13 protein-coding genes are annotated in these 13,794 nt (G+C 43.6%); 7 read left to right on the top strand and 6 right to left on the bottom strand.

Translation table 11 applies throughout. The features are described from left to right. On the bottom strand, positions 1 to 660 hold the full coding sequence (locus Q4486_RS04320) for an rRNA large subunit pseudouridine synthase E (protein WP_303416933.1): 660 nt from the start codon (positions 658 to 660) through the stop codon (positions 1 to 3). A 252-nt stretch (positions 661 to 912) separates the two neighbouring features. Further along, the gene (gene cspD / locus Q4486_RS04315; RefSeq protein ID WP_067869571.1) at positions 913 to 1,125 is read right to left on the bottom strand and encodes a cold shock domain-containing protein CspD; all 213 of its coding nucleotides are present in this window, start codon (positions 1,123 to 1,125) and stop codon (positions 913 to 915) included. Between the two features lie 265 nt (positions 1,126 to 1,390). Between cspD and clpS the strand changes: the two genes are divergently transcribed. Together clpS and clpA are read left to right on the top strand one after the other, a co-directional pair. Continuing rightward, on the top strand, positions 1,391 to 1,735 hold the full coding sequence (gene clpS / locus Q4486_RS04310) for an ATP-dependent Clp protease adapter ClpS (RefSeq protein WP_303417231.1): 345 nt from the start codon (positions 1,391 to 1,393) through the stop codon (positions 1,733 to 1,735). Between the two features lie 12 nt (positions 1,736 to 1,747). Next, positions 1,748 to 4,003: an ATP-dependent Clp protease ATP-binding subunit ClpA gene (gene clpA / locus Q4486_RS04305; protein WP_303416930.1), complete on the top strand. Its 2,256-nt coding sequence runs from the start codon at positions 1,748 to 1,750 to the stop codon at positions 4,001 to 4,003. Between the two features lie 113 nt (positions 4,004 to 4,116). Here the strand turns inward: clpA and infA are convergent, their stop codons facing one another. The 4 genes from infA to trxB form a co-directional block, all read right to left on the bottom strand. Next, positions 4,117 to 4,335 carry a translation initiation factor IF-1 gene (gene infA / locus Q4486_RS04300; protein WP_027853708.1) on the bottom strand — a complete coding sequence of 73 codons (219 nt, stop codon included), beginning with the start codon at positions 4,333 to 4,335 and terminating at the stop codon, positions 4,117 to 4,119. 130 nt (positions 4,336 to 4,465) lie between these two features. Then, positions 4,466 to 5,182, bottom strand: a complete 717-nt coding sequence (locus tag Q4486_RS04295) for an arginyltransferase (RefSeq protein ID WP_303416928.1) — start codon at positions 5,180 to 5,182, stop codon at positions 4,466 to 4,468. Positions 5,183 to 5,185: 3 nt separating this feature from the next. Then, positions 5,186 to 5,890, bottom strand: a complete 705-nt coding sequence (gene aat / locus Q4486_RS04290; protein WP_303416927.1) for a leucyl/phenylalanyl-tRNA--protein transferase — start codon at positions 5,888 to 5,890, stop codon at positions 5,186 to 5,188. A gap of 46 nt (positions 5,891 to 5,936) precedes the next feature. After that, entirely contained in the window at positions 5,937 to 6,893 is a 957-nt protein-coding gene (gene trxB / locus Q4486_RS04285) for a thioredoxin-disulfide reductase (RefSeq protein ID WP_303518472.1), read from the bottom strand. A 480-nt stretch (positions 6,894 to 7,373) separates the two neighbouring features. Here trxB and Q4486_RS04280 point away from each other — a divergent pair, with 480 nt between their 5' ends. Genes Q4486_RS04280 through serS form a run of 5 tightly spaced genes read left to right on the top strand, consistent with a single transcriptional unit; the run spans position 7,374 to position 13,683 of the window. Next, positions 7,374 to 9,962, top strand: coding sequence for a DNA translocase FtsK (locus Q4486_RS04280; RefSeq protein WP_303518471.1), 2,589 nt, complete (start codon positions 7,374 to 7,376; stop codon positions 9,960 to 9,962). Positions 9,963 to 9,992: 30 nt separating this feature from the next. After that, the gene (gene lolA, locus Q4486_RS04275) at positions 9,993 to 10,646 is read left to right on the top strand and encodes an outer membrane lipoprotein chaperone LolA (protein ID WP_303416922.1); all 654 of its coding nucleotides are present in this window, start codon (positions 9,993 to 9,995) and stop codon (positions 10,644 to 10,646) included. Position 10,647: 1 nt separating this feature from the next. Further along, a complete protein-coding gene (locus Q4486_RS04270; protein ID WP_303518470.1) occupies positions 10,648 to 11,997 on the top strand; it encodes a replication-associated recombination protein A in 1,350 nt (449 codons plus the stop codon). Positions 11,998 to 12,008: 11 nt separating this feature from the next. Beyond that, the gene (crcB, locus tag Q4486_RS04265) at positions 12,009 to 12,380 is read left to right on the top strand and encodes a fluoride efflux transporter CrcB (protein WP_303416918.1); all 372 of its coding nucleotides are present in this window, start codon (positions 12,009 to 12,011) and stop codon (positions 12,378 to 12,380) included. A gap of 28 nt (positions 12,381 to 12,408) precedes the next feature. Next, the gene (gene serS, locus Q4486_RS04260) at positions 12,409 to 13,683 is read left to right on the top strand and encodes a serine--tRNA ligase (protein WP_303518469.1); all 1,275 of its coding nucleotides are present in this window, start codon (positions 12,409 to 12,411) and stop codon (positions 13,681 to 13,683) included. Positions 13,684 to 13,794: the final 111 nt, after the last annotated feature.

Below are 13,794 nucleotides of genomic sequence, written 5' to 3'. Positions count from 1 at the left end.
TTATCGCGAAGCCTTATTTTTTTGTGCAGATCTATTCGAAGAGCGTTTTTGATAAGGTTTTTTCTCTGCTCGTTTGTATCGGGTGTTGGATTTACTGGTACTACTCTCAATATTTAGCTGAGTTTCTGCTTCTATAAATTCCCCTGGCTGTAACTGTGCCAAGGTATGCTGGCCAATGGCGTAACGGATTAAGCGTAACGTGGGGAAGCCTACCGCGGCGGTCATTCTTCTAACTTGGCGGTTTTTACCCTCCGTTATTTTTAGCTCTACCCAGCTTGTAGGAATATTTTTTCGTTCCCTAATCGGGGGTACTCGATCCCATAGGTTATTAGGTTCTGAAATCTTTTTCGCGGTGGCGGGACGAGTAATACCATCTTTTAGCTCGACTCCGTTGCTGAGTTGTTTCAGAGCTTCTTCAGTAATATCGCCTTCAACTTGAGCCCAATAGGTTTTTTCTAATTTAAATTTAGGGTTAGCAAGCTGATGTTGTAGTGCACCATTATCGGTAAGAATTAATAGCCCTTCAGAGTCATAATCTAACCGTCCTGCAGCATAAAAACCGGGTTTATCTATATAAGCTGCTAGGGTTTCTTTACCCTCACCATTAGTGAACTGGGTAAGTACTTGAAATGGTTTGTTAAATAATAAGATTTTAGGCATTACATCATTCTATAAATTGGGTCGTTAAGTGTCTTTATACTAAAAGAGCCTTTAGGTAGGGGGTATTCTACAGAACTGGAAAGGTGGGAGGGAGTTTATTCTGAGTTGTATATCTAAAGTTTACAGGCAGAGAAGGGTGTCGTTGTTTACCGCTTGTGGCTGGGGGGTATATTGATTGGAAAGTAAGAAAGACAAAAAAACCAGCACTAGGCTGGTTTTTTTATTCAACAAAAGGTAGAAAATTTTTGCTATCTATTGAGTTTCAAGCGGTTTAATTTGAACGGCATGCGTTCCTTTAGGACCTGGTTGTGTATCAAACTCTACTTTCTGTCCGGCTTTGAGGCTTTTATATCCATCTACTTCAATAGCAGAATAATGGGCAAAGAGATCCTCATTGTGTTCGTCGGATAAAATAAATCCGTACCCCTTCGAATTATTGAACCACTTTACTTTCCCTGTCTGCATAACTAACTCCCGTATCCAATGCTACATTTGGATTGTTAACCTGAACGTACGACTTTATAACTGCTAAAATAACTATCAAGGCTATAATAGTAGCTAAAGAGTGTTTCCTAATGCTTGCAGGTACAACGAGGATATGACCTAATCCTGCTATAGTGAAGTATAGCACCCCCCAGAGAATGTGTGACAGGTGTACGATCACTGTTCAGTAGTTAATTATAGTGGAAAATTAGAAGATATATAAATGTGTATAAAAAATAAACAAAACATGCCACGAATGTCTAATGAAGAACATGGCCCAGATCACGAGCATAGGGATGATTCAGGCCTAGCAACGCAAGAAGCTAAGCCGGAAGTTAAAAAACCATCGATGTATCGAGTCGTGTTAATGAATGATGACTATACGCCGATGGATTTTGTCGTAGCTGTTTTAATAATGTTTTTTAATATGGACCAAGAAAAAGCTACACAAGTGATGTTATCGGTGCATACTCAAGGTAAAGGTGTATGTGGCATCTTTACAAAAGACATAGCAGACACAAAAGCAGCTATAGTTAATCAGTATGCAAGAGACAATAGTCATCCACTACTTTGTGAAGTCGAGAAAGTCTGAAGAGGAACCGTTATGTTAAACCGAGAACTCGAAGACACGCTCAGTGCAGCTTTCCAGGCGGCAAAAGAGAAACGACATGAATTTATTACGGTCGAGCATCTTTTACTAGCGTTGTTGGAAAATTATGAAGCCCATCAAGTACTAGCGGCTTGTGGTGCTAATTTTGATGGTATTCGTAAAAATCTTGCTGATTTTATCGAAGAAACAACTCCATTATTATCAGATACATTACCGGATCTGGATACTCAGCCGACATTAGGCTTTCAGCGAGTACTTCAGCGTGCTGTATTTCATGTGCAGTCTTCGGGTAAAAATGAAGTCACTGGTGCGAATGTTCTGGTTGCTATCTTTAGCGAACAGGAGAGCCAAGCGGTATATATCCTGCAGCAGCATGGGATTGAACGCATTGATACCGTCAATTACATTGCTCACGGTATTTCAAAAATGTCTGAACATGAGCATGATAATTCTGCAACACCGCTCGAAGGCGACTCTACTGACAATAAAGAGGACAGCCCATTAAGAAAGTATTCCGTCAATCTCAATGTAGAGGCGGAAAAAGGCTTAATAGATCCGTTAGTGGGTCGAGACTCTGAAGTTGAGCGTGTAGTCCAAATATTGTCACGCCGTCGTAAAAATAACCCTTTGCTTGTGGGTGAGGCCGGAGTAGGTAAAACGGCAATAGCAGAAGGTTTAGCTAAACTCATTGTTGAAAGTAAAGTCCCTGATGTTATCAAAGAGTCCGTTGTTTATTCTTTAGATTTAGGCGCTTTGCTGGCGGGAACAAAATACCGTGGCGATTTTGAAAAACGCTTAAAAGGTCTTTTAAATGAGATAAAAGAGCTGCCTAAAGCTATTTTATTTATCGATGAGATCCATACGATTATTGGTGCTGGGGCTGCTTCAGGCGGTTCTATGGATGCATCTAACCTTTTGAAACCACTGCTGAGTTCCGGCCAGATACGTTGTATTGGCTCTACAACTTTCCAAGAGTTTCGAGGGATTTTTGAAAAAGACCGTGCACTCGCTCGACGTTTTCAGAAAGTGGATGTGCTTGAACCAAGCATTGATGATACCTACGCTATATTACGTGGCTTAAAGCAGCGTTTTGAAGAACACCATGAGCTTACCTACAGTGATGAGGCTCTTAAGGCCGCCGCAGAGCTTGCTGGACGCTATATCAATGATAAGCATATGCCAGACAAAGCGATTGATGTTATTGATGAGGCGGGTGCTTATCAGCGCCTTCTACCTGAAGAACTTCGTAAGAAAGTTATTGAAGTGGAAGATGTTGAAGCTATTGTCGCCAAAATAGCGCGTATTCCACCTAAAAGCGTTTCAGCTTCAGATAAAAGCCAGTTGGCTAAGCTTGATACCAATCTTAAAATGGTGGTGCTGGGGCAGGATGAAGCGATTGATACACTGTCTTCTGCAATTAAACTATCCCGTGCTGGATTAAAAGAGCCGAATAAACCTGTAGGTTGTTTCCTTTTTGCTGGTCCAACAGGGGTTGGTAAAACAGAAGTGACTCAGCAACTTGCACGAGTTATGGGGATTGAGTTAGTCCGTTTCGATATGTCTGAGTATATGGAGCGCCATACCGTATCACGCTTGATCGGCGCACCTCCTGGGTACGTGGGTTATGATCAAGGCGGGCTGCTTACTGAGGCGGTTACTAAGTCTCCTCATTGCGTACTGTTACTTGATGAAATAGAGAAAGCACATCCAGAAGTGTTTAACTTATTGCTTCAAGTGATGGATAACGGGACATTAACTGATAATAATGGCCGTAAAGCAGATTTCCGTAATGTGATTCTTGTTATGACAACCAATGCAGGAGCTCAAGATATGAGTCGTGCATCTATTGGTTTCACTAAGCAGAATCATGCAACGGATGGTATTGAAGCGATTAAGAAAATGTTTACTCCTGAATTCCGTAACCGTTTGGATGGAATTATTCAGTTTAAACCTCTGGATCCTAGCATTATCAAAGGTGTAGTAGACAAATTCTTCGCTGAGCTTCAAGTGCAATTAGATGATAAACATGTAGTTCTTCATCTAACGGATGCCGCCCGTACATGGTTTGCCGAAAAAGGCTACGATGAGCAGATGGGTGCGCGGCCTATGAAACGCTTGATTCAGGAAAAACTGAAAAAGCCATTGGCTGAAATGATTCTATTTGGCGAATTAGCTGAAGAGGGTGGAGAGGTTGAGATTGGTGTAGACGCTGAAGGTGAAATTAGCGTTGAAGTTACTAGTTGTGTTTAACCACTGATCCTTATGGAAATAAAAATGGCAGCCAATTGGCTGCCATTTTTTTATTCTTACCTAAGCTAACTTAAACACTTAATGCATAAATTAGCTGGGAAGACGCAATGATATTAACGTGCGCGATAGACAATACGGCCTTTACTTAGGTCGTAAGGTGTCAATTCAACTTTAACTTTATCGCCTGTCAGGATGCGGATGTAGTTTTTGCGCATCTTACCTGAGATGTGTGCCGTTACAACGTGACCGTTTTCCAGCTCAACACGGAACATAGTGTTCGGTAGCGTGTCGACCACGGTGCCTTCCATTTCAATGCTATCTTCTTTAGCCATCAATTCTTTACCTTGTTGAGAGAGGCTCCAGATATCTGGACCTAATAATTGCGCGATATTGTGCCTGAAAATCACTTTTATATCAAAGGGAAATCCGCATATATGTGATTTAAACTAGACTTTGGCCGTGTTAATCGGGTTGAACTAATACCCATTGATCCTCTAAAAGGAGCTCAAAGGGTCTAAATGCGATTTTATAGCTCATTTTTCGGCAGTTTTTTACCCAATAGCCTAGATAGAGGTAATTAAGGTTATTTTGTTGGCAAAACTGTAATTGCCATAAAATACAAAAGGTTCCTAAGCTACGTTTAGGTAAGGAGGGGTCAAAAAAAGTGTAGATCGCTGAGAGCCCCTTTTCGAGTGTATCAACAACACTAACGGCAACTAGCGTATCTGTGGCGTCTCTGAACTCAATAAACTGAGTATGTTCCGCACCCTCAACAAGGAAGGAGGTAAACTGCTCTGAACTTGGCGGAAACATATCACCATCTTGATGGCGCTTATTAATATAGCGAGAATATAGGGAGTAATACTCCTCAGTAAAGGAGGGGGCGTGGGTTGTTGCGTATATATCTTTGTTTTTGGCAAGAATACGCTTCTGGCTTTTACTAAAGCTATAGACCGCAAGGGGGATTCTAACGGATATACAAGCCCTGCAATCATCACAGTGGGGGCGATAAACATGTTTACCACTTCGTCTAAAGCCTAGATCTGAAAGTTGGCTGTAGGTTGACTGATCAAGTTCTACTTGTGGATCGACAAACAGGGTTTTAGCTATCTTATTCTCTAAATAGCTACAATCATGCTCAGGGGTCGCGTAAAAATGTAATGTCCTGAGGTTGCTCAAGGTTTACTCCATTTGATCTGCTGGCAGGTCAAACTGCCAATGCGTTTGTCCAATCTCATCAAGATATTGATCAAGGTATAACTGAAATTCACGCCGGTTTATCTCAGTTGCACCTAATGAAAATAGATGATCATTGCTCACTTGGCAATCGACTAAAGCATAGCCCCACTTTTCTAGTTGTCCGACCATAGTTATAAAGGCGATCTTCGATGCATCCTTTACTTTGCTAAACATGGATTCGCCAAAAAAGAGTTTACCTATAGCCAAGCCGTAAAGCCCGCCGACGAGTTCATCATCAATATAAACTTCAACCGAGTGGGCTAAACCCTTTTTGTGGAGGTTACAGTAAGCGTCTTTCATTTCGTTAGTGATCCATGTGCCATCTTCTCCCCGTCGAGGAGCTGAACAGGCATCGATAACCTTAGCGAAATTACGATTAAATACGACCGTATAATCCTTTTTCTTCAAACGCTTACGCATGCTTTTTGATATATGGATTTGGCTAGGAATTAATACGCAACGAGGATCAGGGCTCCACCAAAGGATGGGTTCGCCCGGGCTGTACCAAGGAAAAATACCGGCACGATACGCGCTGACTAGGCGTTCTTGGCTCAAATCCCCGCCTGCGGCTAATAAACCATTAGGTTCATCAAGCGCCTGCTCTATGGGAGGGAAACTATCTGAAGGATTTTGTAGCCATGGGATCATAGTATTCGTTACAAAAGGGCGGAGTTTGCACTCCGCCGTAGTCTACTTACTTGATTAGATCATCAAGATAACGTTCAGCATCTAATGCGGCCATACAACCAAAACCTGCTGAGGTAATCGCTTGGCGATAGATATGGTCACAGACATCGCCGGCTGCAAATACACCTTCGACGCTGGTTTGTGTTGCTTTGCCTTCAAGGCCTGATTGTATTTTTAAGTAGCCGTCTTTCATCTCAAGCTGGCCGTCAAAAATATCAGTATTAGGCTTGTGGCCAATCGCTATAAATACGCCAGCAACATCTAACTCTGTAGCTTCGTCGTTCTCGGTACTTTTAATACGTAGGCCGGTTACACCAGAATCATCACCGAGGACTTCCTCTAAGGTATGATTCCAGATGATGTTGATATTGCCATTTTCGGCCCGTTCAAGAAGTTTATCTTGTAAAATCTTCTCTGAGCGTAAGCTATCGCGGCGGTGAATTAATGTAACTTCATCGGCGATATTGGATAGATAAAGTGCTTCTTCAACCGCAGTATTACCACCGCCAATAACCGCTACTTTTTGGCCTTTATAGAAGAAACCGTCACAGGTTGCGCACGCTGATACACCGCGTCCGGCAAAGGCTTCTTCTGAAGGAAGACCCAAATATTGAGCCGAAGCGCCTGTGCAGATAATCAATGCATCGCAAGTATACTCACCCATATCGCCTTTTAAGCGGAAGGGGCGATTTTGCAGATCAGTTTCATTGATATGATCGAAAAGAATCTCTGTATCAAAACGCTCTGCATGCTGCTGCATACGTTGCATCAATTCAGGTCCCTGAACGCCATCGACATCGCCAGGCCAGTTATCTACATCGGTTGTAGTAGTAAGTTGACCGCCAGCCTGCATACCTGTGATGACAATAGGTTTTAGGTTAGCGCGCGCGGCATATACAGCGGCAGTGTAGCCCGCTGGGCCACTACCGAGAATGATTAGGTTATGGTGTTGTACTTCGCTCATGGTAATAAGAAACAGATCCGTTAGTGAAATAGATTATAAAACAATGGGGGGATTGACTAAAAAATTCAACCCGCACCTTTCATTTTGCTTCGGCCCAGTAAAAACGTTGCTAGAAATAGTAACATGAAATTTTTATTTCATGGCCTCTCATATAAGCTTTAAATTGTTCCTTTTAAATTGGAATCATTCTAGCTATAGATCGATAACTAAAGAATGCTTAATGATATGCCTGTCCTGCGCTAGCGACAATATTTGTTAATGACCTATTTGAAAACCTCTTTATTTGAGTTTGTTTAGTGGTCTACATAGAGTTTGTTCTAAGCCATCGCAGCTCGACACCTTCAAAGTTGTTGTCTACCTTAAAAAAATACCGGCTCTCGGCTTTTATGGCACAAACTTCAGCTTATCAAGCGTTAGTCATGCATTAATTTATGTTATTGTTAGCCCTCGATTTTCTACAGATATTATGGAGCTTTACCCTTGAGCGCGACCGATAACGGACAACGTTTAAGTTTTACTGCATTGTTAGCAAGAATTAGCCGTGAATCCAGTCTGATCATTATTATTGCGATCAGCATATTTTTACTTATTTCTTTATTGGGGTTTGATCCAAGAGATTCTGGTTGGTCCCATTTAGGCTATCAACCCGAAGTAAGAAACTTTACCGGCCCTGCGGGGGCTTGGTTAGCGGATCTATTCTTGTCTGGTTTTGGTTTGAGTGCGTTTATCATTCCTGTATTGATGATCTATCCCTCCATACGGTTTATTCTGCGCAAAGATCAGAGCGTTATGGATACTGTTCCCTTCTTTATCTTGAGGGCAACGGGCGCTATTTTGCTGATCGCTTCATTTAGTGCTTTATGTGCCACTCATCTGTCTAATGAAGGACTCGAATATCCATTCAGCTCGGGTGGTGTTTTGGGAGAAGCCTTATCTGATTGGTCAGTATCTTGGTTGAGTGTTATTGGCAGCTCAGTCGTGCTTTTTACCTTGTTTCTATTTGGCATAACGCTTCTATTAGAGATGGGATGGGGCACTATGCTTGAAACTATAGGTAAAAAGCTGGTCGATCGTGGTCAACAAGTGTTACCTGAAAAAATATCCCAAGGGCTGGATCTAACAAGAACACAGCAATCAGAGGACGAATCAGCCTTTAGTAATAGGTTTCGTCGTGATACATCTGAACAAACAGATCTCCCTCCTATAGTTACAGAAAGAGTTGAGCCAACATACGCCGATCCACATAGCACTACTTTAGGTCGCCGAGAGGAATCTATTGATGAGGCTATAGATGACATTCCTATTGTACGACCAATCAATACACCCGCAGCAAGCGAGGTTACAGATAACCCTGTCAGTGAAACGGTTAACGCGCCATTTACGCCACAAGTTCAGGCAGAACCGCTATCTGCAGAACGGGAGAATAAGCCGGTCGGTACAACGTCTTCAGCGGTTGTTGAGTCGCCAAAACACCAAGTTAAAGTTGTACCTCTATCTGAAACCCATAAACCCATGCAGGATGACGAATTAGGTTTAGAGCATGCAGTCGAACCTAAACGTAAAGCCAAGCGGAAAATACCGCCCCTAGAGCTACTTGATCCTCCAGAATTAAACACGGATACAGGTTATTCATTAGACGAGATAGAGCAGATGTCTCGTCTGCTTGAGAGTAAGTTAAAAGATTTTGGTGTTATTGCCGAGGTAGTGGAAGTTAATCCTGGGCCGGTTATCACGCGCTTTGAGATCCAGCCTGCGCCGGGTGTGAAAGCCAGTAAAATTACCAACCTTGCTAAAGACCTTGCACGATCAATGGCGGTGAGTAGTGTGCGTGTTGTTGAGGTTATTCCTGGGAAATCGGTCGTGGGGATTGAGATTCCCAATGAATCTCGCTTAACCGTTCATCTAAGTGAAGTCTTAAGTTCTAAACCTTATTTATCAGCCTCATCTAAAGTGACCATTGGTCTAGGTAATGATATTGCAGGCAACCCTGTGGTAGCTAACCTTGCCAAAATGCCTCATCTGTTAGTGGCAGGTACTACCGGTTCTGGTAAATCGGTGGGTGTGAACGCCATGATCCTCTCCTTACTTTTTAAGGCGACCCCTGAAGAGGTGAGGTTGATTCTGGTTGACCCTAAAATGTTGGAGCTTTCTATTTATGAAGGCATCCCGCATCTGTTAACACCGGTTATTACGGATATGAAAGATGCTGCATCTGGCCTGCGCTGGTGCGTAGGTGAGATGGAACGCCGTTATCGTGTCATGGCAAAAATGGGCGTACGTAATTTAGCGGGATTCAACGATAAAATTGAAGAAGCTCGAAAACAGGGTAAGCCGCTATTAGATCCTTTATGGAATGCTGAAGAAAATGGCGAACCATTCGGTACACCCGCGCCAGAGCTTGAGACACTTCCCTATATTGTTGTGGTGATTGACGAGTTTGCCGACATGATGATGATTGTTGGTAAAAAGGTGGAGGAGTTGATTGCCCGTATCGCGCAAAAAGCACGTGCGGCAGGTATCCACTTGATTCTGGCAACTCAGCGACCATCGGTCGATGTTATTACTGGTTTGATTAAAGCGAATATTCCAACCCGTATCGCCTTCCAAGTATCGTCCCGTATAGATTCGCGAACGATTCTCGATCAGTCTGGTGCTGAACACCTATTAGGCTGGGGTGATATGCTTTATCTACCCGCTGGTACTAGCTTACCTAACCGTGTGCATGGTGCTTTTGTGAGTGATGATGAAGTTCACCGCGTTGTGGAAGCATGGAAAAAACTGGGTCAGCCGGAGTACATTACAGAGATAACCCAAGGTGATAGCGTTTCAGACGGCGGAGGTTCAGGTTCATTATTCGATGATGAACAAGATCCGCTTTATGATGAAGCGGTCGCATTTGTATTGGAAACCCGTAAAGCCTCTATCTCTAGTGTGCAGCGTCGATTGAAAATTGGCTATAACCGCGCCGCACGTATGGTCGAAGCAATGGAAGCAGCAGGTGTTGTGAGTACAGCGGGTAGCAATGGTCAGCGAGAAGTGCTGGCACCATCACCTAATGGTGAGATGTAAGATCACCATTATTACTTATTAAGGTTGGTTATGGGTTTTAAAGCATTCACAAAAAGTATTTTAGTGACAACAGTATTAAGTACCGGTCTATTATGTTCATCTATTGCGGCAGCGATGTCAGGGCCTGAAAAATTAACTGAGTTACTGGCAGGCTATGAGAGCTTTTCCGCTCAGTTTCAGCAAGTTACTATCTCAGACAATGGCCGCGAAGCACAAAAAACAGAGGGTAGTGTTCTACTGTCTAAGCCTAACCGTTTTCGTTGGGAAACGCTTCAGCCGTTTCCGCAAGAGATTGTCTCAGATGGACAATATATCTGGATCTATGATCCTGATTTAGAACAGGTAACTCAACGCTCCGCAGATACACAGCAAGAAAGTGCCCCAGCCTTGATCCTTAATGGGCAAATTGGGCAGCTACAAAAAACTTATAAGATCCGTATGATGGAAGATACCGGTGCTGAGCAATTATTTGATCTAACGCCTGTTTCTGAGCAATATAGTTTTAGCCGAATTCGCTTAGCCTTTTCTGATAATTTGATTTCAGAAATCATGTTAGAAGATTCCTTAGGTCAGCGCACATCGGTTGTTTTCTCTAAACAGCAGATTAATCCTGAATTTGAAGCTGAAAGCTTCTTCTTTCGTATACCTAAAGACACTGATGTTATCGTAGATATAGAGGAATAGAGTGGATCTTTTTTCCCAAACACCTGCTTATGAACCGCTTGCCGCAAAAATTCGGCCAAAAACCTTAGCTGAATATTATGGCCAGAAACACTTGTTGGGGCAGGGTAAGCCTTTACGAACGGCGTTAGAGCAAGGGTCGGCCCATTCAATGATATTTTGGGGGCCTCCGGGTGTAGGGAAAACAACCTTAGCTAAACTAATTGCCCATCATGTTGATGCTCATTTTATCACCCTCTCAGCCGTGCTATCCGGTGTTAAAGATATACGAGTTGCTGTTGAGCAAGCTAAACAGCATTCAGCGCAAACGGGGCGGAAAACAATCCTGTTTGTGGATGAGGTACACCGTTTTAATAAATCCCAACAAGATGCGTTTCTTCCTTATATAGAAGATGGGACGATCATCTTTGTTGGCGCTACGACAGAAAATCCCTCGTTTGAACTAAATAATGCACTACTATCTCGCGCGCGTGTTTATCTTCTGCGCTCCCTTGAAGAGAGTGACATTCTTGAAGTGATTCAGCGCGGAATAACTGATAAAGAGCACGGTTTGGGTGATCGTAATTTAGTGATCTCTGAAGATATGATCAATCGACTTGCTCAGGCCGCAGATGGTGATGCTCGACGTTCGCTCAATCTACTGGAAATTGCCGCCGATCTTGCGGTAAAACAAGACGACGGCACAGAATTAATTGATGAGCAGGTGTTAGAGGAGGTGCTTCGCTCTTCGGGTCGCCGCTATGATAAACAAGGCGATCTGTTTTACGACATGATCTCCGCTTTCCATAAATCGGTACGCGGCTCCTCCCCCGATGGTGCGCTTTATTGGTATTGTCGTATGTTGGATGGTGGCTGTGACCCGCTGTATATCGCCCGTCGCTTAGTTGCCATTGCCTCAGAAGATATAGGCAATGCAGACCCAAGAGCGATGCAAGTTGCTTTATCGGCCTGGGACGCTTTTGAACGGGTAGGGCCATCAGAAGGCGAGCGAGCCATTGCTCAAGCCGCTGTGTATTGCGCCTCGGCACCGAAAAGTAATGCGATCTACCAAGCCTTTAATCAATGCTTGATGGATGTAAAATCACAACCTAGTTATGAAGTACCGGTTCATCTGCGTAATGCACCCACCAGTTTAATGAAAGATATGGGCTATGGGGCTGAATATCGTTATGCTCATAACGAGCCGGATGCTTATGCGGCGGGTGAAAACTATCTACCGCCAGAAATTGCCGGTCAACAATGGTACTATCCGGAAGCACGTGGTTTAGAAGTGAAAATTGGTGAAAAACTACGTCATCTGAAAAACCTAGATCAACAGAGCCCTCAGCAGCGATACGCTGAGGAGAGTAAGTAGGAGCGTTTCATATGCAGCATCTCTTCGCAATTGCGATAGGTGGGGCGGTGGGTGCCTTAGGGCGTTATTGGGTGAGTGGTCTTCTTAATAATGCCGAGCATCGAATTCCCTATGGGACACTTACCTGTAATGTTGTGGGTTCATTTTTAATGGGTATCTTATTTGTACTCATATTGGAAAAAGCCAAACTTAGTGCCGAGCTTCGACCTCTGTTAATGGTCGGATTTATGGGTGCGTTTACGACTTTTTCTACTTTTTCACTGGAAACAGTCGCAATGCTGCAGGAAGGGCATGTTATCTCTGCGGTGATTTATATATTATTAAGCGTTCTATTGTGTCTGGTTGCTTTATATGGCGGCCTGTCCTTAACTCGCTTGTTTTAATCGTTCTTAAAAGGTGTTTTAGAAGCTCATGCTTGACGCAAAATATGTCCGTGCAAACCCCGAAGAAGTTGCACAGTTATTAAAGAAAAAGGGTTACGAATTCCCAGTCGATCAGTTTGTTGAACTGGAGAACCAGCGTAAGCAATTGCAGGTGGATACAGAAAACCTGCAAAACGAGCGAAATACCCGATCCAAAGGGATTGGTAAAGCCAAAGCCGCGGGCGAAGATATTCAGCCGCTATTAGCTGAAGTAGCCGATCTAGGGCAAAAGCTTGATGCCGCTAAAGCGGAGCTAAACGAGGTTCAAGCGAAGTTAGATGATCTACTGTACGGCGTACCTAATATTCCTTGCGATAAAGTGCCAGAAGGTGCTGATGAAGATGATAACGTCGAGATTCGTCGTTGGGGCACACCGCGAGAGTTTGATTTTGAACCCCAAGATCATGTTGCTTTAGGTGAAAAAAGCGGCGAACTAGATTTTGAAGTTGCCGCTAAACTAACTGGCTCACGCTTTTCGGTTATGACTGGCAAGCTCGCACGTCTACACCGTGCACTGATCCAGTTTATGCTGGATACACAAACTGAAGATCACGGTTATACCGAAGCGTACGTTCCCTATATGGTTAATGCGGACAGCCTTCGCGGCACAGGCCAGCTACCAAAATTTGGTGAAGACCTATTTAAAGTACCCTTCGGCGAGCGTGAATATTACCTTATTCCTACCGCTGAAGTACCTGTGACTAACCTTGTGCGTGATGAGATTGTTGAAGCGGATCAGCTTCCCCTTCGCTTTACCGCACATACACCATGCTTCCGTTCAGAAGCGGGCGCATCAGGTAAAGATACGCGCGGTTTGATCCGTCAGCATCAGTTTGAAAAAGTCGAAATGGTGCAAATTGTAGAGCCGTCTAAATCATGGGAAACCCTTGATCAGATGACCGGTCATGCGGAAGCGATTCTACAAAAGCTTAACCTGCCATACCGTGTTGTAACCCTTTGTGGTGGTGATCTAGGCTTTAGCGCTGCGCAAACCAACGATATTGAAGTCTGGTTGCCAGGGCAAGGTAAATATCGTGAGATCTCATCCATCTCTAATATGACAGACTTCCAATCACGCCGACTACAGGCGCGCTGGAGAAACCCAGAAACAGGTAAACCAGAACTGGTTCATACCTTAAATGGTTCCGGTTTAGCGGTAGGGCGTACACTTTTAGCTGTGATGGAAAACTACCAAACAGCAGACGGCAAGATCGCTATACCAGAGGCCCTACAGTCCTATATGGGCGGTAAAACAGAGATCTAATACTCTATCAGGATAAATAAAAAACACGCCCAAGGGCGTGTTTTTTTGTTTAAGAGCTTTACGCTATAACCTATAGGCGCTTAGCCCGTGCGCGAAAGAGGGCTTATTTAA

It is taken from the genome of Neptuniibacter sp. 2_MG-2023, from assembly GCF_030547495.1.
Lineage (GTDB): Bacteria > Pseudomonadota > Gammaproteobacteria > Pseudomonadales > Balneatricaceae > Neptuniibacter.
The sequence above is the reverse complement of the archived record's forward strand: the minus strand, read 5'-3'. Positions and strand labels throughout refer to the sequence as shown.

What these genes read in the sequence shown, in the direction of transcription:
- crcB (WP_303416918.1), top strand. Translation starts at nt 12,009, where the DNA reads ATGCAGCATCTCTTCGCAATTGCGATAGGTGGGGCGGTGGGTGCCTTA.
- serS (WP_303518469.1), top strand. Translation starts at nt 12,409, where the DNA reads ATGCTTGACGCAAAATATGTCCGTGCAAACCCCGAAGAAGTTGCACAG.
- clpS (WP_303417231.1), top strand. Translation starts at nt 1,391, where the DNA reads ATGCCACGAATGTCTAATGAAGAACATGGCCCAGATCACGAGCATAGG.
- lolA (WP_303416922.1), top strand. Translation starts at nt 9,993, where the DNA reads ATGGGTTTTAAAGCATTCACAAAAAGTATTTTAGTGACAACAGTATTA.
- trxB (WP_303518472.1), bottom strand. Translation starts at nt 6,893, where the DNA reads ATGAGCGAAGTACAACACCATAACCTAATCATTCTCGGTAGTGGCCCA.
- aat (WP_303416927.1), bottom strand. Translation starts at nt 5,890, where the DNA reads ATGATCCCATGGCTACAAAATCCTTCAGATAGTTTCCCTCCCATAGAG.
- cspD (WP_067869571.1), bottom strand. Translation starts at nt 1,125, where the DNA reads ATGCAGACAGGGAAAGTAAAGTGGTTCAATAATTCGAAGGGGTACGGA.
- Q4486_RS04320 (WP_303416933.1), bottom strand. Translation starts at nt 660, where the DNA reads ATGCCTAAAATCTTATTATTTAACAAACCATTTCAAGTACTTACCCAG.
- clpA (WP_303416930.1), top strand. Translation starts at nt 1,748, where the DNA reads ATGTTAAACCGAGAACTCGAAGACACGCTCAGTGCAGCTTTCCAGGCG.
- infA (WP_027853708.1), bottom strand. Translation starts at nt 4,335, where the DNA reads ATGGCTAAAGAAGATAGCATTGAAATGGAAGGCACCGTGGTCGACACG.